Annotated in this window: 20 protein-coding genes; 7 read left to right on the top strand and 13 right to left on the bottom strand. The window is 66.3% G+C overall.

The genetic code is table 11. The features are described 5' to 3' along the window. Positions 1-107: 107 nt before the first annotated feature. On the top strand, positions 108-1,745 hold the full coding sequence (gene fadD8, locus ACWDPV_RS02615) for a fatty-acid--CoA ligase FadD8 (protein WP_348810096.1): 1,638 nt from the start codon (positions 108-110) through the stop codon (positions 1,743-1,745). A 251-nt stretch (positions 1,746-1,996) separates the two neighbouring features. On the opposite strand, the gene ACWDPV_RS02610 is transcribed toward fadD8, so the two are convergent. Beyond that, the gene (locus ACWDPV_RS02610) at positions 1,997-3,148 is read right to left on the bottom strand and encodes a DUF5685 family protein (RefSeq protein ID WP_449741636.1); all 1,152 of its coding nucleotides are present in this window, start codon (positions 3,146-3,148) and stop codon (positions 1,997-1,999) included. Between the two features lie 95 nt (positions 3,149-3,243). Beyond that, entirely contained in the window at positions 3,244-4,500 is a 1,257-nt protein-coding gene (locus tag ACWDPV_RS02605; RefSeq protein ID WP_348810094.1) for a cytochrome P450, read from the bottom strand. A 174-nt stretch (positions 4,501-4,674) separates the two neighbouring features. Here ACWDPV_RS02605 and ACWDPV_RS02600 point away from each other — a divergent pair, with 174 nt between their 5' ends. Next, complete coding sequence (locus ACWDPV_RS02600) at positions 4,675-5,316, top strand: TetR/AcrR family transcriptional regulator (RefSeq protein WP_449741635.1); 642 nt, start codon at positions 4,675-4,677, stop codon at positions 5,314-5,316. 183 nt (positions 5,317-5,499) lie between these two features. On the opposite strand, the gene ACWDPV_RS02595 is transcribed toward ACWDPV_RS02600, so the two are convergent. Together ACWDPV_RS02595 and ACWDPV_RS02590 are read right to left on the bottom strand one after the other, a co-directional pair. Then, positions 5,500-5,979 carry a nitroreductase family deazaflavin-dependent oxidoreductase gene (locus tag ACWDPV_RS02595; protein ID WP_348806589.1) on the bottom strand — a complete coding sequence of 160 codons (480 nt, stop codon included), beginning with the start codon at positions 5,977-5,979 and terminating at the stop codon, positions 5,500-5,502. A gap of 3 nt (positions 5,980-5,982) precedes the next feature. Continuing rightward, positions 5,983-7,146, bottom strand: a complete 1,164-nt coding sequence (locus ACWDPV_RS02590) for a steroid 3-ketoacyl-CoA thiolase (RefSeq protein ID WP_449741886.1) — start codon at positions 7,144-7,146, stop codon at positions 5,983-5,985. 421 nt (positions 7,147-7,567) lie between these two features. On the opposite strand from ACWDPV_RS02590, the gene ACWDPV_RS02585 reads away from it, so the two are divergent. After that, positions 7,568-8,755 (top strand): cytochrome P450, encoded by a 1,188-nt coding sequence (locus ACWDPV_RS02585; RefSeq protein ID WP_449741885.1) that lies wholly within the window; start codon positions 7,568-7,570, stop codon positions 8,753-8,755. Between the two features lie 10 nt (positions 8,756-8,765). Then, positions 8,766-9,230, top strand: coding sequence for a nuclear transport factor 2 family protein (locus ACWDPV_RS02580; RefSeq protein ID WP_348806592.1), 465 nt, complete (start codon positions 8,766-8,768; stop codon positions 9,228-9,230). A 262-nt stretch (positions 9,231-9,492) separates the two neighbouring features. On the opposite strand, the gene ACWDPV_RS02575 is transcribed toward ACWDPV_RS02580, so the two are convergent. From ACWDPV_RS02575 to ACWDPV_RS02565, 3 genes are read right to left on the bottom strand one after another with little or no spacing between them, the layout of a single operon-like run. Then, entirely contained in the window at positions 9,493-10,671 is a 1,179-nt protein-coding gene (locus tag ACWDPV_RS02575; protein ID WP_348806593.1) for a thiolase domain-containing protein, read from the bottom strand. Then, a complete protein-coding gene (locus ACWDPV_RS02570) occupies positions 10,671-11,720 on the bottom strand; it encodes a thiolase domain-containing protein (protein WP_348806594.1) in 1,050 nt (349 codons plus the stop codon). The genes ACWDPV_RS02575 and ACWDPV_RS02570 overlap by 1 nt, the downstream gene beginning before the upstream one ends. Before the next feature lie 49 nt (positions 11,721-11,769). Next, entirely contained in the window at positions 11,770-12,810 is a 1,041-nt protein-coding gene (locus tag ACWDPV_RS02565) for a Zn-ribbon domain-containing OB-fold protein (protein WP_348806595.1), read from the bottom strand. 87 nt (positions 12,811-12,897) lie between these two features. Here ACWDPV_RS02565 and ACWDPV_RS02560 point away from each other — a divergent pair, with 87 nt between their 5' ends. Next, positions 12,898-13,935, top strand: a complete 1,038-nt coding sequence (locus tag ACWDPV_RS02560; protein WP_348806596.1) for an LLM class F420-dependent oxidoreductase — start codon at positions 12,898-12,900, stop codon at positions 13,933-13,935. Between the two features lie 129 nt (positions 13,936-14,064). Here the strand turns inward: ACWDPV_RS02560 and ACWDPV_RS02555 are convergent, their stop codons facing one another. From ACWDPV_RS02555 to ACWDPV_RS02545, 3 genes are read right to left on the bottom strand one after another with little or no spacing between them, the layout of a single operon-like run. After that, the gene (locus ACWDPV_RS02555; protein ID WP_449741634.1) at positions 14,065-15,534 is read right to left on the bottom strand and encodes a cytochrome P450; all 1,470 of its coding nucleotides are present in this window, start codon (positions 15,532-15,534) and stop codon (positions 14,065-14,067) included. Between the two features lie 53 nt (positions 15,535-15,587). Further along, entirely contained in the window at positions 15,588-16,592 is a 1,005-nt protein-coding gene (locus ACWDPV_RS02550; protein ID WP_449741884.1) for a TIGR03617 family F420-dependent LLM class oxidoreductase, read from the bottom strand. Positions 16,593-16,615: 23 nt separating this feature from the next. Continuing rightward, positions 16,616-17,437 carry a crotonase/enoyl-CoA hydratase family protein gene (locus tag ACWDPV_RS02545; RefSeq protein ID WP_348810086.1) on the bottom strand — a complete coding sequence of 274 codons (822 nt, stop codon included), beginning with the start codon at positions 17,435-17,437 and terminating at the stop codon, positions 16,616-16,618. A gap of 70 nt (positions 17,438-17,507) precedes the next feature. On the opposite strand from ACWDPV_RS02545, the gene ACWDPV_RS02540 reads away from it, so the two are divergent. Beyond that, on the top strand, positions 17,508-19,190 hold the full coding sequence (locus ACWDPV_RS02540; protein ID WP_449741633.1) for an acyl-CoA synthetase: 1,683 nt from the start codon (positions 17,508-17,510) through the stop codon (positions 19,188-19,190). Further along, a complete protein-coding gene (locus ACWDPV_RS02535; RefSeq protein WP_348806600.1) occupies positions 19,187-20,326 on the top strand; it encodes an NAD(P)H-dependent flavin oxidoreductase in 1,140 nt (379 codons plus the stop codon). The genes ACWDPV_RS02540 and ACWDPV_RS02535 overlap by 4 nt, the downstream gene beginning before the upstream one ends. 42 nt (positions 20,327-20,368) lie before the next feature. On the opposite strand, the gene ACWDPV_RS02530 is transcribed toward ACWDPV_RS02535, so the two are convergent. The 3 genes from ACWDPV_RS02530 to ACWDPV_RS02520 all read right to left on the bottom strand — a co-directional run bounded on the left by ACWDPV_RS02530 (position 20,369) and on the right by ACWDPV_RS02520 (position 24,953). Further along, the gene (locus ACWDPV_RS02530; protein ID WP_449741632.1) at positions 20,369-22,012 is read right to left on the bottom strand and encodes an HNH endonuclease; all 1,644 of its coding nucleotides are present in this window, start codon (positions 22,010-22,012) and stop codon (positions 20,369-20,371) included. A 275-nt stretch (positions 22,013-22,287) separates the two neighbouring features. Further along, positions 22,288-23,823, bottom strand: a complete 1,536-nt coding sequence (locus tag ACWDPV_RS02525) for an AMP-binding protein (protein WP_449741631.1) — start codon at positions 23,821-23,823, stop codon at positions 22,288-22,290. Further along, positions 23,820-24,953, bottom strand: a complete 1,134-nt coding sequence (locus tag ACWDPV_RS02520; protein WP_348806603.1) for an acyl-CoA dehydrogenase family protein — start codon at positions 24,951-24,953, stop codon at positions 23,820-23,822. Before ACWDPV_RS02520 ends, ACWDPV_RS02525 begins: the two co-directional genes overlap by 4 nt. Between the last annotated feature and the right edge of the window lie 17 nt (positions 24,954-24,970).

Below are 24,970 nucleotides of genomic sequence, written 5' to 3'. Positions count from 1 at the left end.
GTTCTAGTGTTGATCTGACGCCACCCAAGGTGTATTCATGCACGTCATACGGAATTCGTGGCGGCTTTCCCTTTCCCATTTCTGCAACACGTCCTAGTCTTGGGGTCATGACTGTGGACAGCTCAGCGACCGACTTCGACCCACTGCGCACCGGAGTGCACCTCGGCGATCTGATGGTCGCTGCCCTGCGTCGGCACCGCGACCACCGGGTACTCGAGCTCGGCGACGTCGAACTGACCGGCGGTGAGATGGCCGACGCCGTCAGCCGATACGTCCAGGCCTTCGACTCTCTGGGAGCCGGATCCGGGTCGGCGGTCGGGTTGCTGGCGCTCAACCGCCCCGAAGTTCTGCTGGTGATCGGTGCCGGCCAGACGCAAGGGTGGCGACGCACCGCCCTGCATCCGTTGGGGTCGCTCGACGACCACGCCTACGTTCTCTCCGACGCCGGCGTCACCACCCTCGTCATCGACCCGGTGCCGATGTTCGTCGAACGGGCCGTCGCGCTCGTGGAACGCGTCGACAGTCTCAAGCAGGTGCTGACGCTCGGTCCGGTGCCGGAGGCGTTGTCGGCGTACGGCCGGGATGTGATCGCCGAGGCCGACACGTTCTCGCCGCGCCCGCTGACCGCGGCACCGCTGCCGCCGGATCACATCGTGTCCATCACCTACACCGGCGGCACCACCGGAAAACCCAAGGGCGTCATCGGTACCGCGTCGGCGATGGCCACCATGACGCAGATCCAGCTCGCCGAATGGGAGTGGCCCGAACGCCCCCGATTCCTCATGTGCACGCCGCTGTCACATGCGGGCGCCGCCTTCTTCGTGCCGACGCTGATGAAGGGCGGCACCATGATCGTGCTGACGAAGTTCGATCCGGCGGATGTGTTGCGCACCATCGAGGAGAAGAAGATCACCGCGACCATGCTGGTGCCGTCGATGCTGTATGCACTGCTCGATCATCCGGATTCGAAGACCCGCGATCTGTCGTCTCTGGAAACCGTGTATTACGGTGCGTCGGCGATCAATCCGGTGCGGCTGGCCGAGGCGATCGAACGATTCGGGCCCATCTTCGCGCAGTACTACGGGCAGTCCGAGGCGCCGATGGTGATCAGCTATCTCGGCAAGCACGATCATCCCGGTCCGGGGGAGGACCCGCGTCGGCTCGCCAGTTGTGGTCGGCCGTCTGCCTTTCTGCGGACCGCGCTGCTCGGCCCCGACGACGCCCCGGTCGCGCCGGGTGAACCGGGCGAGATCTGTGTCGCGGGACCGCTTCTCGCCGGCGGGTATTGGGGCCTGCCGGAACAAACCGCCGACACTTTCCGCGACGGCTGGCTGCGCACCGGCGACGTCGCCCGCGAGGACGAGGACGGCTTCTGGTACATCGTCGACCGCACCAAGGACATGATCGTCACGGGCGGTTTCAATGTCTTCCCGCGCGAGGTGGAAGATGTTGTCGCCGAACATCCCTCGGTCGCCCAGGTCGGTGTCATCGGAGTTCCCGACGAGAAGTGGGGTGAGGCGGTGACCGCGGTCGTCGTGCTGCGGTCCGATGCCGCCGCCGACGATGCGGCCCGCGCGAGTGTCACCGCCGAGATCCAGGAGTCGGTGAAGGCGCGCAAGGGTGCGGTGCAATCACCCAAACAGGTCATCTTCGCCGAATCGCTGCCGCTGACCGCCCTCGGCAAGCCCGACAAGAAGGCGCTGCGGGCGCGGTTCTGGGAGGCGTCGGACCGGGGCGTGGGCTGAGCGCAGCGTCCCGGTTGCGTTGAGTGGGCGTCCATTTCCGTCGACTGTGCGCCGTTTCGCGTTGAGTGTGCGTGCTTTCGTGTCGACTGTGCGTTGAGAGGCGGATCCGATGAGCGTGCGGGTGCCCACTCGATGAAGAACGGCGCCCACACGACGAAGAACGCCGCCCACTCGATGAAGAACGGCGCCCACTCGATGAAGAACGGCGCCCACTCGACGGGGGTAGAGCGCACGATACGGGCGCGGACGGCTCAGGGGCAGTCGCAACAATCGCAATCGCAGCAGTCGCAATCGCAGTCGTCGCAGTCGCAGCACTCGCTCTTCCACTTGTCGCTGCAGTGATTCCAGTGGTCGGTGCAGCAGGCCCGGCCCGAGCAGGTGGTCCACACGAACGGCCCGAGGCGCTCAAGGAATCCGCGGTTGGGCCGGAAAGGTGGTGGGTACGGCCATGATTCGGGATAGTCCGGGGGTGGAAACGGGGGCCATCCGGTGGGATTGGGGTAGGCGGCCTCTGGGGAGTGGTTGTGGCACAGCGAAACAAGTCCGCGGCTACGTGAGCGTCGGGAGATGGCGCGGTGCAACCCGTCGAGGAGGACCGCCCGCAGTAGCCGGTCATCTTCGAGGCGGAGCAGTTCGTATCGACGGCGGATGGCCTTGGCCATTCGCCGGCAGTCGGCCAGTGCCGAGGCGACGTCGGTATCAGTGGCGCGCAGCGGATTGAAGACGCCTTCGGTGAGGTCGGTGTCGTAGTCGTCGATGGCGTCCAGCAGATGGGCGATCGCGCCGAAGTCGGCGCCGATCGCCGCGAGATGGTCGCGATTGCCCGGGGTGCCGGCGGCGTCGGCGGTCGCGGCGAAGACGTCGGCGCAGACCTGAGCGGCCGGTGAAAGGATCTCGTGCAGATCGGTGGAAGTGGATTCGATGTCGGCCTGGCGGGCCAGGGTGGCCATCATGTCGTCGATGGACAGGTCCGTCGACGACGACGCGGACCTGGTGGCGGCACGGTGCAGTCGCCGCGCCGCGACTCCGGCGGCGGCTGCGCGGACGCGGGAGCGTGGTGCCAGGCCGTGGGTCTGTTCGGCGGGGATGTCGGCGGCCTTGCCCGCGGCCAGGGTCAGGGAGGCGGTGGCGGCCAATCGAATTCCCGGCTCCGCGCCGACCATGACTTCGGCACGACGCATCCCCCGCAGCGGGCATCGTCCGGCGGTGGTCAGCTCGGCTGGGACGCTGCGCTGCGCAGCCGTGAGCACCGAGATCATCACCGCATCGGTGTTTGTGGTCAGCCGCGAGGCCTGCCCGTGGGAATCGCGCAGTTCCAGGCACAATCCACACAGATGTGCGCGCCACAGGTCGGCGAGTTCATCGTCGAGTGTGTGGCGGCATGGTTGCAGGACCCCGAACATGGCGACATCCAATCACTTCGCGTGAACGTCCACCAGCGGAGCGTGCCGACGGGTCCGTCGGATGGCGTACCCGGTCGGCCTCCCTACGCGGAGCCTCAGTGCGCCACCGGACAGGCGGAGTAGCGGACCGGTAGCTCCTTCACCCCGTTCAGCCAGCCCGAACGGACCCGACGCATCTCGCCGACGCGCGAGATGTCCGGCAGAACGTCGGCGATCGCATCGAAGATCAGGTTCAGTTCCAGCCGGGCCAGGTTTGCGCCGATGCAGAAGTGGGCGCCATTGCCGCCGAAGGCCAAGTGCGGATTGGGATCTCGAAGAATATTGAAGGTGAACGGATCGTCGAAGACGTCCTCGTCGTAGTTGGCGGAACTGTAGAACAGGCCGACGCGCTGGCCCTTGGCGATCGGCACCCCGCCGAGTTCGGTGTCGGCCAGGGCGGTGCGCTGGAACGCGTTGACCGGAGTCGACCAGCGCAGGATCTCGTCGACGGCCGTCCGGGGCCTGCTGTCGCGGAACAACTTCCACGCGTCGGGATGGTCGAGGAAGGCGTTCATGCCGTGCGTCGTCGCGTTGCGGGTGGTCTCGTTGCCGGCGGTCATCAGCAGGATGACGAAGAACCCGAACTCCATCTCGTCGAGCGCCTCACCGTCGATGTCGGCCTGCACGAGGGTGGTGACGATGTCCTCGGCCGGATTCTTCCGGCGTTCCTCGGCCATCTGGTAGGCGTAGCCGAGGAGTTCGGCGTTGGCGACGGTCGGTTCGATGGTCTGATCGGGATCGTCGGAGTTGATGATGGCGTCGACGAGTTCGTGAATCCGCGGGCGATCGGGGATCGGCACCCCGATGAGGTCCAGGATGGCCTGCAGCGGAAGGTGGATCGCGATGTCGTCGACGAAGTTTCCGGTATCGCGTGCCGCGGCCTCCTCGACGACCCTGCGGGCGGTGTCGTGTAGTCGCTCCTCCAACGCGCCGACGGCCTTGGGCGTGAAGATCCGCGAGATGATCTTGCGTAAACGAGTGTGCTCCGGCGGATCATGGTTGATGAGAAGGGCCTTGGTGAACTCGATCTGATCGGCCGTGACGTACTCGGGTAGCCGGATGATCGCGCCGTTGGCGTTGGCGGACCACAGCGCGGAGTTCTTGGAGATCTCGCGGATGTGCTGATGCTTGGACACCACCCAGAAGCCGCCGTCATGGAATCCGCCGCCGGTGCCCGGCGCCTGGGCGTTCCACCACACCGGGGCGGTGGAACGCAGCTGTGCGAACTCGTCGAGGGGCAGACCCCGCTCGAGGAGGTCGGGGTCGGTGAAGTCGAAGCCCGGACCGAAGGGGCAGGTGGTGGCTGCGGTCATGGTTGTCCTCCCGGCGCGGATCGCGAGCCGTGCAGAAATCCGCCAAGTGATGTGTCGTGAGTCACCTCACCATACACCTATTCAAGTCCGTATGGTCAACAGATCCGGGACCCGATCAGAGTCCGACGCGCTAGGGTGAGCATCCATGGGGCGGACGGGACACGAGGGACGCTGATGCGCACACATGGATGGTCTGGTCGCCCACCGGCCACCGACGACGAAGCCGCGGCCCGGATCCTCTCGGCCACGCGGGAGGTCATCGACGAACGCGGCGAGGCGACCAAACTCGCCGACGTCGCACGCCTGCTCGGGGTCACCCGGCAAACCGTGTACCGCTACTTCCCCAGCACCGAAGCCCTTCTCGCCGCGACCGCCATCGACGCCGTCGGTGGCTTCCTCGACGGAATCGCCGCCCGACTGGCGGGCGTCACCGAACCCGACGTCGCCATCATCGAAGGTGTTCTCGCCGTCCTCGACTCCGTCGCGCAGGACCGATACATGGGCATCCTCCTGCGGCCCGGACATCAGAGTCTCCCGGTGATCGGGGAGATCACCTCCGGCGGTGCACGAGTGTTCGCGCGAACCATGGTCGATCGGATGGATGTCGACTGGGCCGGCCGCGGATACACCGACGCCGACAAGGAACTCATCGTCGAAATCGTGCTGCGCACACTGCAATCACTCATCATCGACCCCGGCGACGACAGTCGCTCCGAGGCCGGCCGTCGCGCACTACTCGACCGGTGGCTCGGTGCCGCGGTCCGGGCGATGCCTACGACAGTTCCGGCCGAGATCGGCGAGATGCGTTCTCGCTGAGTGTGGTTGGCGGTGGTGAGCTGTCCAGCGCCGGTGTGGGAGGTCTCGACGCGGACTCAGCTTCGCTTCGCCCGGCTCGACCATCGGACGGGGCTCGCTTGACCGGTCGCCCTCAGCGCGGTTCGCAGATGACCACCGGAATGGTCCGCTCCGGCGGTGACATTCGTTGGACGGGAGCGGACCTCAGCGCGGTTCGCAGATGACCACCGGAATGGTCCGCTCCGTCCAGGCATCGTAGGTGTCGAAGTCCGGATACAGCTCCACGAGCTGCGGCCACAACTCATCCCGCTCGGCGGCGTCGGCGGTCCGCGCGGTGAGTTCGTGACGATCGCGTCCCACCTCGATCGTCACCTCGGGGTTGTCCCGCAGATTCAGATACCACGCCGGATTCTTCGCCAGGCCGCCCTGGGACGCCACGACGACGAAATCCTTTCCGCGGCGCAGATAGAGGAGTGGGGCGGTACGCGGCTTGCCGGACTTGCGGCCCGTGGTCGTCAACAGGCACACCGACACCGGCTTGCGAAAACCGGCACCGATGCGCCACTTGTTGCCGAGCCGGCCACCGCTGATCCGATAGATCGCGGTGTTGAACCGCGAACCCACCTTGATCAGCTTCGCGACGACCGGCGAATCCAGTTGGTCGGGGCGGTTGTTGGCGTCCACGGATCAGATGCGTTCGAGGATCGTGCCGGTCGCCATGGCGCCGCCGGCGCACATGGTGATCAGCGCTGTCTGCTTGTCGGTCCGTTCCAGTTCGTGCAGGGCCGTCGTGATCAGGCGAGAACCGGTGCTGCCCACCGGATGTCCGAGGGCGATGGCGCCGCCGTTGACGTTCACCCTGTCCATGTCGGCGCCGTGTACCTGTGCCCAGCTCAACACCACCGATGCGAACGCCTCGTTGATCTCCACGAGGTCGAGGTCGGACAACGACATTCCGGCCTTGGCCAGCACCCGTTCGGTTGCCTGCACCGGACCGTCGAGATGGAAATGCGGTTCCGCACCGACGAGAGCCTGCGCGCGAAGCCGGGCCCGCGGGGTCAGACCGAGGTCCCGTGCCTTCGCCTCATCCATCAGCAGGACGGCCGCGGCGCCGTCGGAGATCTGCGATGACGTTCCCGCGGTATGGATTCCACCGTCGATCATCGGCTTCAGCGAACCGAGAGTCTCCAGTGTGGTGTCGCGCAGTCCCTGATCGCGCGTCACGTCGAGGACGTTGCCGGTGAACTCGCCCTCCTTGGTGCGTTCGGGTGCCTTGAGGCTCAACACCTCTCGATCGAAGCGGCCTTCGTCCCAGGCCTTCCGCGCATTCTGCTGACTGCGCAGGCCGAGGGCATCGATGTCGTCCCGGGTGATCCCGCGTCGCCGGGCGATCCGCTCGGCCGCCTCGAACTGGTTGGGCATGTCGATGTTCCACGAATCGGCGTGGTACGGCCCGGCCGACGTGCCGACGTTCGCGCCGAGGGGCACCGTCGTCATCGTCTCCACCCCGCAGGCGACACCGACGTCGATGGTGCCGGTGGCGATGAGGCCCGCGATGAGGTGATTGGCCTGCTGTGCCGACCCGCACTGGCAATCGATGGTCGTCGCCCCGGTCTGCTCGGGTAGGCCCGCCGCCAGCCACGCCTTCCGGGTGATGTTCCCGGCCTGGGCGCCGGCCTGCGTCACACATCCGCCGATGGTCTGCTCGACGAGGGCAGGATCGATCCCGGCCCGCTCGAGCAGGCCGCGTTGGGTGAGGCCGAGTAGTTCCTCGGCATGCAGGCCCGACAACCAGCCGGCTCGCTTACCGATCGGTGTCCGCACCGCTTCGACGATCACCGGGACGCCCATGGTCATGTCCTTTCAAGGTTACCGACATCTTCGCCCAAACTAGAACATGTTTCAGTTTGAGTCCAGGTCTTGCGGACGCGGAGGAAGCCGCAGGTGGCGATGTCTCGATCATCCCTGGACATCAGTCCTGTAATCACCGACTCGGACGGTCGCCCAAGTCACAAAAGGGACGCTCGTCTGGGGCGATCGTCCAGAAAAAAGTAGAACGAGTTCTCGTCTTGGCCGGTGTACGTGTGTACCGTGGGTCACACATGAGACCGAAACCGGATCTCATCTCACGCAGGAAACGACAGGTGGTGTGGCAGTGGTCAAGACCGTCAACGTTTCCGCAGAGGAATCGTCAGCAGGCGCTTCATCTGCGGAGGGGGCGAACAGACTCGCCTTCACGCAGCAGGAGGGATGGGATTTCACCAACCCTGAGCTGCTCGAACAAGGGCTGCCGGTGCGGGAGTTCGCGGCGTTGCGCAAGACGGCGCCGGTCTGGTGGAATGCGCAGCGGCCGGGCAAGGGGGGTGGCTTCCACGACGGCGGCTATTGGGTGGTCTCCAAGCACGCGCACATCCGCGAGATCTCCAAGAACAACGCCGACTGGTCCACGGCGAGCAACGGCGTCATCATGCGCTTCGACGACGACATGCCGCAGGACCAACTCGACGTCACCAAGGCGCTGCTGATCAACCACGATCCGCCGGATCACACCCGGCTGCGCAAGCTGGTTTCCAAGGCCTTCACCCCGCGCGCGGTTCAGGCACTGGAGGAGAAGCTCGACGACGCGGCACGGACCATCGTCAAGCAGGCCGCGGATAGGGGAACCGGCGACTTCGTGCACGACGTCGCCGTCGACCTCCCCCTGCTGGCGATCGCCGATCTGCTCGGCGTGCCCGAGGCCGACCGCGTCAAGCTGTTCGACTGGTCGAACAACATGATGAATTACGACGATCCCGACTTCGCCGAGGATCCGCAGATGGCGTCGGCCGAGATTCTCGGCTACGGCTACACGATGGCCGAGGAGCGTCGCCGCAATCCCGTCGACGACATCGTCTCGGTGCTGGTCAATGCCGACATCGACGGCCAGAGCCTCGACGAGACCGAGTTCGGGTTCTTCTTCATCCTGCTCACCGTCGCCGGCAACGAGACCACCCGCAACGCGATCAGTCACGGCATGAACGCCTTCCTCGAACATCCCGATCAGTGGGAGCTGTTCAAGCGGGATCGTCCGGCCACCGCCGTCGACGAGATCGTCCGATGGGCGACACCGGTGAACTGCTTCCAGCGCACCGCCAAGCGGGACACCCAGATCGGTGGCGTCGACATCGCCGAAGGGGAGCGCGTCGGCCTGTTCTACGGATCGGCCAACTACGACGAGGACGTCTTCGAGGACCCGTACTCGTTCAACATCCTGCGAGATCCCAACCCGCACGTCGGATTCGGCGGCAACGGAGCGCATTTCTGCGTGGGCGCCAACCTCGCACGCATGGAGATCAACCTGATGTTCAACGCGCTGGCCGATCTCGTTCCCGACATCACCCGCCTCGAGGTGCCCCGCCGGCTGCGGCACGGCTGGATCAACGGTGTCAAGGAACTGCAGGTCGACTACGGGACGAAGTGACAGCCGTTCCATGACAACAGCCAAAGAGGTTGGGGCCCAGCAGGGCCCGGCGTACCTGAACATCGACCGGGAGAATCACCCGGCGGTCGTCGCCGGACAGCGGTCACGCGAGTTCGTCGAAACCCGGGACAAGCAGGCCTGGGTGGACAACTTCGCCGCCGACGCCACGGTCGAGGACCCGGTCGGACCGTCGATGTTCGACGCCGAGGGAGTGGGATTCACCGGGCATCAACGGATCTCGGAGTTCTGGGATCTGTCGATCGGAACGACGGAGAAGATCGAGTTCGTCTTCGACGAGGAGATCATCTGTGGCAACGAGGTGGCCTACATCGGAAAGATCGTGACGCACATCGCCGGTCACATCTCCGAGGCACGAGGGGTGTTCACCTACCGGGCCGGCGATGACGGCAAACTGTCTGCGCTGCGGGCCTTCTGGGAGGTCGAGAAGACCATCAACTCGGTTCGTCCGGCCTGAGCGGTACCTCTCACAGGCTTGGGGTGGACGGCTGAGTTTGGCTCGGCTCGGTTCCGCTGAAAGTGGGGGAAGAATCTTCTTCCCCCACTTTTCGTTTCGTCGGCCGGCAGTTTCTGGCCGACGACGCGATTTCCGGGGGAGGAACGTTCCTCCCCCAGGAATCGACTCGCTCTTCGGGAGTTCCCGGCGGAGGACAGAGAAAGTGGGGGAAGAACGTTCTTCCCCCACTTCTCGTCGACGACGATCAACCGAGCCGAGGGGACTAGTGCACCGGCTTCTCCGCGCCCACCAGCCACATCGAAAAGTACTGCGATCCACCGCCATACGCGTGGCCGAGGGCCTTGCGGGCGTCGGGGACCTGATGGGCCCCGGCCTTGCCCATCACCTGGATGGCGGCTTCGGCGAAGCGGATCATGCCGGAGGCACCGATCGGATTCGACGACAGCACGCCGCCGGACGCGTTGAGCGGGATGCGCCCGCCGATCTCCGTCTCATGTGCCTCGGTGAGTTTCCAGCCCTCGTTCTCGGGGGCAAATCCCAGGTTCTCCAACCACATCGGCTCGAACCAGGAGAAGGGGACGTAGATCTCGGCGACGTCGATCTCCTCGATCGGGTTGTCGATGCCGCCGGCCTTCCACAGTGCCGCCGCGGCGTCCCGACCGGCCTGCGGACTCACCACATTGCGGTGTGCGAAGCTCAACGGCTCGGTGCGCATCGCGGTCGCGTGAATCCAGGCGACCGGATTACCCTGGGCAACAGCGGAATCTGCGACGTCCTCGGCGCCGATCACCACCGCACAGGCACCGTCCGACGATGGGCAGGTCTCGTCGTAGCGGATCGGATCCCACAGCATCTGCGATTCCATCACGCTCTCGGCGGTGATGTCGGGCTGATGCAGATGCGCCAGCGGATTCAGTGCACCGTTGCGGCGATCCTTGGCGGCCACCATCGCACCGATGTGTTCGGGTGCTCCCGACTGCCGGATGTAGGCACGCACGTGCGGGGCGAAGAATCCGCCGGCGCCTGCGCCCACCGGCTTGGTGAAGGGCACCGGAATCGACAACGCCCACATGGCATTCGATTCCGACTGCTTCTCCCAGGCGACGGCGAGCACCCGCTGATGCACCCCGGCGAACACCAGTGACGCGGCGACATTGGCCGTCGAACCGCCGACCGAGCCGGCGGTGTGCACCCGGATCATCCGCTTGCCGACGGCGCCGATGGCCTCGGCCATGGCGAGTTCGGGCATCATCGAACCCTCGAAGAGGTCGGGGGCCTTGCCGATGACGATGGCGTCGATGTCGTCGATGCTCACCTGGGCGTCGGCGAGGGCGGCGTCGATGGCCTCGCGGCACATGCCGGCCATCGTCACATCGTGACGTTTGGCGACGTAGCGGGTCTGCCCCGTCCCGAGGACGGCCGCGCGATTGTTGTGTGCCATCAGTTCGATTCTCCTGAGTTCGCGTCGGATGCCAGGGTGACCACCATGTTCTGCTGCAGCAGTGGACCGCTCGTCGCGTGGGCAACCGCCGTTCCGACGTTGCCGCCGATGATCTCGTGCGCGGCATAGCCGATACGCTGCAGGCCGGCGGAGAACAGTGAGTTGCCGGCCAGGGTGCCGCCCGACGGATTGATGCGGACCGAATCGGGCAGACCGAGCGCGTTGCGCACGATCAGTTCCTGATGGGTGTACGGCGCGCCGATCTCGGCGATGTCGACGGCGCGACTGCGGTTTCCGAAGGCGGTGTCACCGGCGAGCGTCGTCGACGGTGACACGGTGAGATCTCGTGCGCCGAAGTTGGGGGTGTCGATCCGGTGATCCCAGCCGGTGATGAACGCCGGGTTGGCGACGAGTTCCCGGGCCCGCCGTTCGGAGGCGATGATCACCGCGGCGGCGGCGTCGGTGTAGGGCGCGATGTCATGGGCGCGAAGCGGATTCGCGACGTACTCGGCGGCGAGGAGTTCGCCGACGGAGGCGCCGGAGGTGCGGGCGGCGACGGCGGCCATGTCGGCCTCGGTCCAGGTCCCGGCGTCGATGCCGGCGCGGGCCTGCAGCGCGGCCAGCGATCGGGCCTCGGGCCACAGCGGCGCAACGGTATACGGGTCGGTCTGCAGGGCCAGGGTGAGGTCGGCGTTGCCGGCGGTGGCCTTGCCGAAGCCGTAGGCCAGCGCCAGATCGACCTCGCCGGTGGCGATCTTGACCCACGCCTCATACAGCGCCCAGGCGCCGTCCATCTCCACATGCGACTCGTTGATCGGCGGCATGGCACCGATGGAGTCGATCGCCGAGATGAACGAGAAAGCGCGCCCGGCAAGGTAATCCGACGATCCACTGCACCAGAACTCGATGTCGGTGCGGGTGATGCCGAGTTCGGCGTAGAGCTTGGCGAAGCACGGGATCAACATCTCCACGCCGTTGGTGGTGCCGTGCGTCCCGACGACGTTCGGGCTGTGCGCGAACCCGACGATCGCTATCCGGGGGAGGGTCACAGGGTGCTCCTAGATCGAGAGGTGTGCGTGTCCGAAAGGTGGTGCGGGGTCACAGGAATGCCCGATACGACTCGTACTCGGCGTCGGGCTCCCCGGTGGGCCGGAAGTGACTGATGCTGCCCAGTGACAGTTCGCGTTCGCCCTCGGGCACCCAGACCGCCTCGACACGCATACCCATCCGGACCTCGTCGGCCGGGCAATCGAGGATCAGGTGCAGGAACGGGATGTCGGTGCCGTCGAGCAGGACATAGGCGGCGACGTAGGGCGGCTTGATCCGCTGTCCCTGGAACGGGACGTTGACGATGCAGAAGGTGGTGACGATGCCCTTGTCGGACAACTCGACCCGCTCAACGGACGGCGCGCCGTCGGACGGGCTGACCTTGCGCGGCGGGAAGTACACACGGCCGGCGTCGACCCCGGAGCCGATGCGGGTGCCGTAGAGCTTGCCCGCCTTCAGGCCCTGGAGATACCAGGTCTCCTCCTCGGTGGCCGAATGCGTGATGGCGGTGGTGATGGGTGTCGTGATCACCACGTTGCCGTTGTGGGGGAGGTCGTCGTCGGAGGTGTTGGGCGCCGCGACGGCCGGGGTGTCACCCGGTGCGAAGTGGCTGATGTCGTCGATGCGGCCGGTGCGCGCGGCACGCCACACCGCGTGCACGCGCATGCCGGTGCTCAGGTCGTCGGGGGAGTCGACGCGCAGGGCGTGCAGCAGCGCGGTGTCGGCGCCGTCGAGCCGGATCAGCGCCCACGCGAAGGGGGTGTCGAACGGTTGCGGTTCGGCGGGCACCGGATTCCACGTCCACGTCGTCACGGTGCCGACGGCGGCGACGTCGACGAGGTCGGTGGTGGCCTTGCCGGTGGAGGGGTCGAATTCCACCGGCGGGACCGACACGGTGCCGTCGGAGTTCTTCGAGCCGACGATCCGGCCGTCGCGCAACCCGAGCGCGAACTGTGACAGGACCGGCCCGAGCGACCGGGTGTAGCCGAAGGTGTTGGTCAACGGCGCGGTGAGGATGGTCGTCTCCGGTTCGGGAACCGTGGCGACGGGACTCGATGGGCCGTCGTGGGTGTCAGTTGCGATGCTGCTCACACAATCGAGTAGAACACGTTCTAGTATTGGGCACAAGGCGCATGTCATCGCGCTTCTGATCGGTGCCACGAGAGGACGGCGACCATCGTGAAACTGTCGTTACAACTGGGCTATTGGGGAGCGGAACCGATCACGCACGCGCCCGCGCTCATCGCCGCGGCCGAGGAGAACGGGTTCGACTCCGTGTTCACCGCCGAGTCCTGGGGATCGGATGCCTACACGCCACTGGCGTGGTGGGGTGCGTCGACGTCACGGGTTCGGCTCGGTACCGCGGTCGCCCAACTCTCCGCCCGGCCGCCGACCTCCTTGGCGATGGCGGCGCTGACGCTGGATCACCTCTCGGGAGGGCGCCACATCATCGGACTGGGGGTGTCCGGGCCGCAGGTGGTCGAGGGCTGGTACGGGCAGCCGTTCGCAAAGCCGTTGGCGCGCACCAGGGAATACGTGGAGATCGTGCGGTCGGTGCTCGGACGGGAGGCGCCGGTGACCAGCGGCGGTCCGCACTACCCGTTGCCGTATCCCGCCGATGCGCCCGGCGCGACCGGTCTGGGGAAGGCGCTCAAGCCGATCACCCATCCACTGCGCGCCGACATCCCCATCTGGCTCGGCGCGGAGGGGCCGAAGAACGTGGCGCAGACCGCGGAGATCGCCGACGGGTGGCTGGCGATCTTCTACAGCCTGTCACTGGCCGATCAGTACGAGGAATGGCTTGCCGACGGATTCGCCCGGCCCGGTGCACGTCGCACCCGTGAGGACTTCGAGGTGGCGGCGACGGTGCAGATGGCCATCACCGACGACGTCGCGTCGGTCATCGATCGGTACCGGCCGTCGACAGCGCTCTACGTCGGCGGAATGGGCGCCAAGGAGAAGAACTTTCACGCCGAACTGTATCGGCGGATGGGTTACGGCGACGTCGTCGACGAGATCGGGAGGCTGTTCCTGGCGGGGCGCAAGGCCGAGGCGATCGCCGCCGTACCCGACGAGATGGTGCGCGAAACGTTGATCGCCGGGACCGCCGACGAGGTGCGCGACCAGATCAAGCAGTGGGAGGCCGCGGGCGTCGGCATGCTGATGGTGACCGCCCGCGATGTGGCGACCATCGAGCAGGTGGCGGGGTTGGTGTAGGCCCACTCGACGGGATGGGACGCCCACTCGACGGGATAGGGCGCCCACTCGACGGGATACGGCGCCCACTCGACGGGATACGGCGCCCACTCGACGGGATACGGCGCCCACTCGACGGGATGGGACGCCTCAGCCGATGCCTGCCGTCGCCGGGATCGTCCGCTTCGTCAGCGACAGGTGGAAGTCCTTGGGCACCATGGTGAGTCGCTCGTCGACAGCCAGCTGGTAGCTCGGGTCGGCGGCCAGCTCGTAACGATGCAGGAGCCCGGCCAGAACCAGAACCGCCTCGTGCAGCGCGAACTGGCGACCGATGCACGCCCGCAGGCCTGCTCCGAACGGCTTGTAGCTGTGGGCGGGTCGCTTCTTCACATTCTCGGCGAGGAAGCGGTCCGGATCGTAGACATCCGGACGGTCCCAGACCTCGGGGTCGCGGTGTACCAGACCGAGCATGATGACGGCCCAGTCCTGCGGCCGCATCCGGTACCGGCCGGCGATCTCGGTGTCGACGCGGGGGCTGCGGGCGAAGGCGGGCACCGTCGGCCAGATCCGCAACGCCTCATCGAGGCAGCGTCGGATGTAGCGGAACTTGGGGACCTGCTCGAAGGTCGGCATCGCGGTGGGATCGTCGCCGAGGATGTCGTCGGCCTCCACCCGTGCCCGTGCCAGGCACTCCGGGTTCTGTGAAAGGTAGTACAGGGTGAATGACAGTGCACCGGAGGTGGTTTCGTGTCCGGCGACGAGGAAGGTGAGGATCTGATACCGGATGTTGAGCATCGACAGTTTCTCGCCGGTCTCGGGGTGGGCCACGTTGAGCATGATGCCGAGCAGGTCGTCCTGGCGGTGGTCGTCGGCGCGCTCGGCGATCACGTTGTCGAGCAGGGAGTCGATGTAGGCCTGGTACCCGGCGTTGCGGTGGTCGAGATAGCGAGTCAGGAACCGGCCGCCAGGGGCGGTGCCGAGTCCGCCCTTGCGGCGCCCGGTTTCGAGCGCGCGGATCATCGCGGCCACAAACGGATGCGGCTCCGACGAGGTGAACGACCCGAAGTCCCGACTGAACGCGGTGCGCGTCAGCGTCTCCATCGTCAGCTTCGTCATATCCTGAGTGACGTCGGAATCGGTGGTGACCCCCGGTTCCGTGGTGACGCCGGCATCCGCGGCGCCGACGGCGCGACGATCCCAGTAGTCGAACAGTTCGCCTGCCGTGGCCGTCATCGTGGAGTGATACGACCGCATCGCGGCTTTGGTGAAGGCCGGCATCAGCAATTCGTGGGCGAGTTGCCAATTGGGCTCATCGTTGAAGGCGGTGAACAGGCCGTCGCCGGCGTACTGGCGCAGGGCGGTGATGGCCGGCGGTAGGGCCTTGCAGAAACGAGTCTCGTCGCACAGCTCCGAGGTCAGCTCCGCCGACGCGACGAACACGAACTTCTGGCGGAAGACCTGCAGTTCGAAGATCGGGCCGAGTTTGGCGCCCCATTGGAGAACGCTGAGGATCGGATTGCGCGGATCGGACGCGCCGAGCTCGCCGATGATCGGCCGCCGCTTGGTGGGGTGCGGGAACCGCTGGCCGGACCAGTCGTTGTTCACGGGACGTCGGAGCATGTCCTAGACCCTGCCGTCGCCCAATGGCAGTGTCAATCTCGCCGGGGTCGACGTCAGTGTGCCGGCAGGGCGTCGAGCACCTCGCCGAGCGTGTCGGAGGCGAGGGGGAAGGGCTGGTAGAGCGCCACCTCGTCGGCGATGCCGTCGACGCGCGCGTGAACCCGCTCGGCGACCTGCGCGGGTGTTCCGCGGGCGACGATCGTATCGAGGAGGCCGTCGTCGATGAGTTCGGGCATCTCGTCCCACCGGCCGCTCTTGGAGAGCCGATTGAGTTCCGGTTGCAGGTCGCCGTACCCGTGCAGGTCGAGGACCGGACGGTAGGCGGGGGTGGAGCCGTAGAACGACAGGAGGCGCCGGGCGGCGGTAACGGCGGTGTCGTACTCGTTCTCGTCTCGGCCGGTTGCGACGATGATCTCGGGGAGAACGGTGAACCCGGCGGCGGTGCGGCCGGCGTCGGCGAGACCGGCGGCGACCCTGGGGAGGATTGATTCGCGGACGAATCGGTCGCTGGTGAACGGCATGATCAGCAGGCCGTCGCAATGCCTCGCGACCGCGCGGGTCAGTTGCGGGCCGAGGGCACCGACCAGGATCGGGGGCCTGCCGTGCGGATTGGGTGGCGGGCTGAAGGTGGGCGTCATCAAACGGTGACGATAGAAGTCGCCGTCGAAGTCGAGGCGGGTGCCGGTCTCCCAGCTGTCGAAGATCGCGTGGAGTGCGGCGACGAACTCGACCATCCGCCCGACCGGACGATCGAAGTCGGCGCCGAACCGTTTCTCGATCTGTGGCCGGATCTGGGTGCCGAGACCGAGGCGGAAACGTCCGTCGCTCAACAGTTGCAGATCGTTGGCCTGATGGGCGACGTGAATGGGGTTGCGGGGGAATGCGATCGCGACATTCGTCATCAGATCGACATCGTCGACCCGGGAGGCGAGTACCAAGGGGGTGAACACGTCGTGCGGACCCTCGAAGGTGAACACGCCGCTCACGCCCGCGTCGCGCAGTGCGGTGGCCTGTGCGGCGGCACCGATCGGCGAGAAGAGCGCGGTCCAGACACGGATGGCCGAGTCGCCCACGATGTGTCCTATTCGCCGGTGAACACCGGTTTCTGTTTGGTGGCAAAGGATTTGGGCCCGACCTTGGCATCCTTGCTCTGGAACACCGAGATCCCGATCGGTGCCTCGACCTGGAAGGCATCGAGTTCGTGCATTCCTTCGGTTTCTCGGATGGTGCGCAGAATGGCCTGCACGGCGAGCGGACCGTTGGCGGCGACGGCCTCGGCGAGTTCGAGTGCTTTGTCCAACGCGGTGCCGTCGGGGACGACATGGCCGATCAGTCCGTACTCCTTGGCCTCGGCGGCGCTGATGTGGCGCCCGGTGAGGAGGATGTCGCAGGCGACCGTGTAGGGGATCTGCCGGACCAGCCGAACCGCGCTCCCGCCGAGCGGGAAGAGTCCCCAACGGGCCTCGGACACACCGAATTTTGCACTCTCGCCGGCGACCCGGATGTCGGTGCCCTGCAGGATCTCGGTGCCACCGGCGATGGCGGGTCCCTCGACAGCGGCGATCAGCGGTTTGGTCAGCCGTCGTCCCTTCAGGAGGGCGGGCAGCGACGCGGGGTCCCACGACCCGGACTTGACGGTGTCGCCAGGAGCGTTGCGCGACATGGCCTTGAGGTCCATCCCCGCGCAGAAGGCGCCACCCGCGCCGGTCAGGATCGCCACCCGGATCTCCGGATCGGAATCGACCCGATCCCAGGCCTCGGTCATGATCGCCATCATCTCCGACGAAAGGGCGTTGCGGGCCTCGGGCCGGTTCATCGTGACGATGAGGACATGCCCCCGCTGCTCGACGAGGCAGTGGGGGATGTGGTCGGTGGCGGACTCGGGCTGCGACAACGCGGTCATCTCGACCCCCAGATCGATCGATGTGGAAGAATCTCTTGCCGGAAACAGTAACACGTTCTAATTTTGACTCATGGCTTTCACCATCGGCGACCTCATCGAGCATGCGGTCGACCTCATGCCCGACCGCACCGCACTCGAGTCCGGCGACCGCGCCCGTACCTATGCCGAACTCGAGGAGCGCAGTAACGCGCTGGCCCACAAGCTTCAGGAACTCGGCGTCGCGCCGGGCGACGCCGTGGGGCTGTACAGCAGAAACACCATTGAATCCGTCGAGGCGATGGTCGCGATCTTCAAGGCCCGGGCGGTGATGGTCAACGTCAACTACCGCTACGTCGAGGCCGAACTCGATCACATCTTCAGTGACTCCGGGATGAAAGTGCTCATCCATGAGCGGCAGTACTCGCCACGCGTCTGCAACGTGTTATCGAATCGGGCCGACTATGGCGGAGCAGACCTGGCGGTCGAACATCGGATCGTGATCGAGGATGGCAGCGACGTCGACGTGACATGCGCGGACGCGGTGGCGCCGGCGATCGCCTACGAGGACGCGATTGCCGAATCGTCGACCGCGCGCGACTTCGGGGACCGCGCCAACGACGATCTGTACATGCTCTACACCGGCGGCACCACCGGGAAGCCGAAGGGCGTGGTGTGGCGGCAGGAGGACGTCTGGCGGGTACTCGGCGGCGGCATCGAGTGGTACACCGGTGAGCCGGTCACCGACGAATGGGAACACGCCAAGACCGGCGCCGCCGGCGGGCAGCTGGTGCGGTTCCCGATCCCGCCCTTCATCCACGGCGGTTCGCAGTGGGCGGTCTTCCAGGCGCTCTTCGGCGGTGGAAAAGCTGTGGTGTACCCGGACTTTGACGCTCACTCCGTGTGGGAGGCGGTCGGTCGGCACGGTGTGAACGTCATCTTCATCACCGGAGATGCCATGGGGCGCCCCATGATCGAGGCGCTCGAACAGCGTGACCACGACACCTCGACGGTGGTGTCGGTGGCCAGTTCGGCGTGCCTGTTCTCGCCGAGCGTCAAGGAACAGTTCCTCGCCAAGTTCCCGAACGCCGTCATCATCGACGCCATTGGTTCGTCGGAGACCGGATTCGGTGGGCTGGGCGTCGTTGCCAAGGGTCAATCGCACGTCGGGGCGCCACGGGTCAACGCCGACAAGCAGACTCACGTGTTGCGCGAGGACGGCACCCGCGTGGAACCCGGCAGCGGCGAGGTCGGTGTGCTGGCGCGCACCGGCCACATCCCGCTGCGCTATCACAACGATCCGGAGAAGTCGGCGAAGACGTTCAAGGTGTTCCACGGGGTTCGCTACTCGATCCCCGGCGACTTCGCGCAGGTCGAGGCCGACGGCAGCATCACCATGCTCGGCCGCGGATCGGTGTCGATCAACACCGGCGGGGAGAAGGTGTTCCCCGAGGAAGTGGAAGCGGCGCTGAAGGCGCATCCCGACGTCTTCGACACCGTCGTGGTCGGCGTGGCCGACCCCCGCTTCGGTCAGCGGGTCGGGGCGGTGATCGCGGTCCGCGACGATGCCCGACCGTCGGTGACCGAGCTCTCCGACGTCGTCCGAAAAGAGTTGGCCGGCTACAAATCCCCACGCAGTGTCTGGTTCGTCGACGCGATCAAACGGTCACCGGCGGGTAAGCCCGACTACCGGTGGGCGGTCTCGGTTGCCGAGGGCCGACCTGCCGACACCACCATCGAGGATGCCCGCGCGGCGGTTGCGGAGACCACGAAATGAAAACCGATCTGGCGACACGCTTCGGCATCGACTATCCGATCTTCGGCTTCACGCCCAGTCAGCATGTGGCGGCGGCGATCAGCCGGGCCGGTGGTCTCGGCGTGCTGGGCTGCGTGCGGTTCAACGATCCGGACGAACTCGACGAGGTCCTCGAGTGGATGCACGAGAACACCGACGGCAAGCCGTTTGGCGTCGACGTGGTGATGCCGGCCAAGATTCCCACCGAGGGAAGCCATGTGGATCTCGACGCGATGATCCCGCCGGAGCACCGCGCCTTCGTCGAGCGCACCCTCGACGATCTCGGCGTCCCACCGCTGCCCGACGGCGATCGAGTCAATGCCGGTGTCCTCGGATGGCTGCATTCGGTGGCCCGGTCGCATGTCGATGTTGCGATGACCCATGCCGACAAGTACGGGCAGATCAAGCTCATCGCGAACGCCTTGGGCTCACCGCCGGCCGACGTGATCCAGACGTCCCATGATCATGGTGTGCTGGTGGCTGCCCTCGCGGGTGCGAAAGACCATGCGCTGCATCATGTCGACGCAGGTGTCGACATCGTCATCGCCCAGGGTTACGAGGGTGGTGGGCATACCGGCGAGGTCACCTCGATGATCCTGTGGCCCGAACTCGTCGACGCCGTCGGCGACCGCGCCCCGGTCCTCGCCGCCGGTGGAGTGGGAAGTGGCCGACAGATCGCCGCGGCCATCGCCCTTGGCGCACAGGGTGTCTGGATGGGCACCTACTGGCTGACCGCCGCCGAGTACAAACTCGGTATGGCTGAGGGTCAGGAGGGTCCGTCGACGGTGCAGCAGGCGCTGCTGGATGCGACCTCGCGTGACACGGTGCGGCGACGGATATACTCCGGCAAGCCTGCCCGGCTGCTCAAGACCCGCTGGACCGACGCGTGGGACGCCGACAACGCTCCCGACCCGCTGCCCATGCCGCTGCAGAACATCCTGGTTTCCGAAGCGCACGCGAGGATTTCGGCGTCGGACGACCCCGGCGTCGTCGCGATGCCGGCGGGTCAGATCGTGGGACGGCTCAACGCCATCACACCGGTCGCCGAGCTCATCGCTGACATGGTCAGCGAGTACGAAGAGGCAGTCGGTCGGATGACGAAGACGTTGGAGGGGTAGGGAAGTCGCAGCACGACGCGACGGTAGACCGAAGCCTCAGACCTACCGGGGATAGGTGGTGATGGTTTCCCCGGTGACCGGGTCGCGCCAGATGACCGCCCGATCGGCGAGCATGGTGGGCAGCAACAATCCCATGTGTTTTCGCTGGTGGTCCGGCGAGCACAGCGGCATCAGGTTGAATTCCACCGTCCAGCCACCGGTGATCGGATCCTGGTGCACGAATTTCACCAGGTGATCGATCTGGCAGTCACTGGCCGGGCGTCCGCACTGCGGATACCGGCACGTGCCGTCCAATTCGATGATTTTCTCCCGTAACCAGGCTGGTATCCGGTACGTCAACGCACCCGGTGGTGGGAGGAGATATCCGCCGTGTCCGGTCGGGTCGATCGGTGCTGCGGGGAACGGGTCGTCGAGACGACGCCACGCCGCCGGTATCCGATCCAGCGAGGTGGCGGTGCTGATGGTGGGTATGTCCAGGGTGGGAAACTCGGTGACGGTGACCAGCTGTCCCGAATTGATCAGCGTTCGGGCGTGAGCTTCGTCAATCACGCCGAAGTATTCCAGCCGGGCTTCCCGCTGCCCGGATGGGTCGGTGATCAACGACAGCGACAACTGTGAATCGGTGTCGGCGTCGGTGTCGATGTTGGGGTGCGCCTCGACGGTATCCGTTGTCGCACAGTCAGCGTCGCCGTCGGTGATCGTCTCGGGATCGACGGCCACATTAGCGTCCGTCTGGGGATCGTCGGTCGTCTCGGGTTCGGTGATCTCGTCAGCCTCACCGCGCTCGGCGTCGACATCGCCAGACAGATCAGCCGCGCCGCCGTCGACATCGATGTCGAGGTCGGTCAGGCCACTGGGTTCCTCCGGCAACGGGATCGCCCGCGAGCAGTCACCCCGCCCGCATTCACACGACAGGTACGCGCCGGGTAGTCCTTGGATTTCGGCGAACGCCGCGACCTGCACCTGACCGCGGCGACGTGGATCACGCGGGCAGATCCGCTGACTGATCATCTGTGCGATCCGCGCTGCCAGATGCGCACCCATCTCCCCGGGTGCGTAGACGGAGATGCTGCAGTGCCCGTTGGTGTCCCGACGGACCCGCACGTTCTGATCGCGTGCGGCGGCTTCCTCGCGGCGGTCGGCGGCACCGTCGGGATCCAGGGCGATCACCATCTCGGCGACCTGATCCCGCAGGGTCGTATCCGCCTGATTACGTCCGGCGAGTTGCAGTGCGCGGGTTTCGGCGAACGCACGCACATCGTCATCGGACAGCACGACGATCTCGTCGGCGATGATGCGGATACGTTCCAGGGACTGGTCACCGGCCAGGAACGCCGCGGTTACCGTCGGGAGTGTCGACAGCAGGAAACTCAGCGTCATCCACGCGGTGGCGTGCGGTACCGACACACCCAGCGCGGTCGAGACCTTGCCGGTGGCGGCTTTGTCGACCGCACCGGTGGTGTGCGCGTTGGTCATGTGGCCCGAGAGCAGCATCTCGTCGTACACGGTGTGCCCGATCCGGGCTGCGGAGAGCACCTTCCGGGCGATCAGTTGTCGTTCGTGGCGTTGCAACGATCGGGCCAGAGCGGTGGCCTGCTCGGCGGGGAGGTGATCGATCATGGCGGCGTCGGCGGCGGTCATCGACAACTCCGGCGCGGCAGTCGTGCGAATTGTGGTGTCGGCCATGATGTTCACCCCTCTGCTCGGTCGCTCCAACTGAACTCCAGTCAAGTGTAGCGACGACCACCGACAAAACTGATCGGCGCGGAACTGGTTGGGGATGAGGAGTATCGGTGTCCACAGGGGCGGGTTCGGTTGGCGCTGGTTCGGTTTCGCTCCCGAATAGCGGAGTGGTCTCGACCTCGACGAGCTCGGCCCGACGGATACACCGACTCGCAAGCTTGTCGGCACTCGACCGGTGCGGGTTGCGCGCACTCGATCCGCGGGGTGGGAAGGTCGCGCTACTCGACCGGTGGGACGTAATGGCCGTTGGTGCGGACCCAGGTGGGTGGTGTGTTGGTCTCGCGTAGATGGCGTTTCACGGTTTTGAAGGTCGCTGTCTCGGGGAGCGATTCGACCTTCCGAACCCGGTGCGGCCATTGCTTTGGACCCAGATCCCGCTGGGCGGAGAGGAAGTCGCGGAAGTCGGCGGCGGAGAGGTGGTCCGAGCAGACCAGCACGGCCTCGATCTCGTCGCCGATCTCGACCGGTACGCCGAAGACCGCGGCCTGGCGGATCAGACGGTGGCGCAGCAGGACTTGTTCGATCGGGCCGGTGCCGAGGTTCTCGCCGTCCACACGCATCCAATCGCCGAGGCGGCCCGCGAAGTGAATGAAGCCCGCGTCGTCGACCCAGCCGAGGTCGCCCGTGTGATACACGCCGCCGCGCATCCGTTCGGCCGTGGCCTCCGGGTCGTTGTAGTAGCCACTGAACAGGCCTGCACCGGAACCGTTCACCAACTCGCCAACCTGTCCGGCTGCTACGGGTGCACCGGTTTCCGGGTCGACGATCTGCGTCGGAGAAGTCAACGGTCCCAGCGCGTCCGGGGGTGTGTCCGGAGTGCGGGTGATCGCCACACCACCCTCCGTCGACCCGAATCCGTCCACGACGCGGCAACCGAAGCGCCGCGCGAAACGGTCTCGGTCGGCAGCCGAGGCCTCGTTCCCATAGACCATCCGCAAACGGGTCGACGCGTCGTCGTCCTGCTCCTCGGTCGCCAGGATGTAGTGCAGCGGCTTGCCGACGTAATTGGCGTAGGTGACCCCGTACTGCTTCACATCCTCGACGAATCCGCGTGCAGAGAACCTGCGCCGCAGCGCGATCGACGCCCCACCGGCCAACGCCACCGACCACCCCGCGATCATCGCATTCGAGTGGAACATCGGCATCGACAGGTAGACGACGTCGTCGGCGCCGATCGAGAAGCGCTCGGCCAGCATCACACCCGCAGCGGCAAAGGTGCGCTGTGTGCATCGCACAGCCTTCGGTTCGCCGGTGGTTCCGGACGTGAAGATCAGCATCAGCAACTCGTCCGGGAGGACTTCCCGAATACCCACGCTGTCGGCCGCAGGAGACTCGCCGCCGAACACCTCGGCAACGTCGAGAACCGCCATCCCCATGTCCACGCCATCGACCAGATCGGCCGTCTCGGAGTCGACGAGAACGAACTGACAGTCGGCGCGCCCCGCGTCGGCGGCCAGCGCCTCACCCCGGCGAGTGGTGTTGAGTCCGACCATCACCAATCCGTCGATCGCCGCGGCGGCGACAAGAACGGCGAATTCGATGGTGTTGGAGAGCAATACGCCGACATGGGGTGGCCGCTCAGAATCGAGACGCGCACGCAACCGGCCCGCGCACAGGCGCGCGTCCGACACATACCGGGAGAACGGTGTGAAGCCATTCTCGTGATGAATCCCGCGGTCGTCGACGTCGGCGAGTGCGGCGAGCAACGACGAGATCGTCGCGGTGGACGCCGTCAGTTGCCCCGCTTCGGTCACGCCGGCGCCGATGCCAGCCCCGCGCCGATGGACTCGAGGACCACCGGCGCCGAACCCATCGTGAACTCGTTCTGCTTGGCGCGCAGAAAGTATCGGTGCGCCGGATGCGTGGTGTCGAGGCCGACGCCGCCGTGCACGTGGACGGCGGTATGGGCCACGCGGTGCCCGGCGTCGCACGCCCAGAACTTGGCGGTCGCGATGGCCATCCCGACGTCGTCACCGTCGTCGAGGTCGTCGGCGCGGGCGAACAGCCACGCCGCCTGGGTGGTGGTCAATGACAAGCCCTGCGCGTCGATGTATCCGTCGGCCAGACGCTGCGCCACCGCCTGGAAGGACCCGATGGCGCGACCGAACTGCTCTCTCTCGACGGCGTACGAGGCGGTCAATTCCATTGCACGAGAGACCGTTCCGGATTGATCGGCACACACCGCCAAGGTCATGCGGTCGGCCACCTCGGCGACGGTGTCGCCACCACCGGCGAGGACATGATCGTCGTCGATCACAACCGAGTCGAAGTCGACGATGAATGTCGGGGTCTTGCCGGTCACCGGGGTGTCGGTGATGCCGACCCCGGGAGCGGTACTCGCCACGGCGACCACCCGCACCCCGTCGTCGGAGACCGCGTTCACCAGAATGGCCGCGGACTCGGCGGCGTAGGGCACGTTGACCTTGGTGCCCGACAGCACCCACCGGGAGTCGTTCCGTGACAGCGTGGCCTGTGGCGCACGGACATCGGCACCGAGTTCCTCCTCGAACGCCACCGTCAGGATCTTCTTGCCGGTCGCGGCGGCGGCCAGCAGCGACTCGCGTAGCGTCGACGATCCGGTCTTCGCGAGTACCGGTAGCGCTGCCACCGCATGCGTCCCGAACGGGACACGCGCCAGTGCACGTCCCAATTGCTCTGCCACCGTGACGGATTCGACGATGCTCAACCCGTCGCCGACATCGACGGCGTCGGCCGACAATTCGAGTGCCAACAGTCCGGCGGCGCCGAGTTCCCGCCACAGCACGTCGTCCATACGACCCGCGGCCTCCAACTCGGCGACCCGCTCGTCGGTGCTGACCTTGGAGGCGATGTCACGGGCCAACCCCGCAATGTCGAGGGTGGCCTCATCCAGCGTGAAATCCATTGTCCTGCTCTCGAAGT

Source organism: Gordonia sp. NPDC003504, assembly GCF_053587995.1.
The sequence above is the reverse complement of the archived record's forward strand: the minus strand, read 5'-3'. Positions and strand labels throughout refer to the sequence as shown.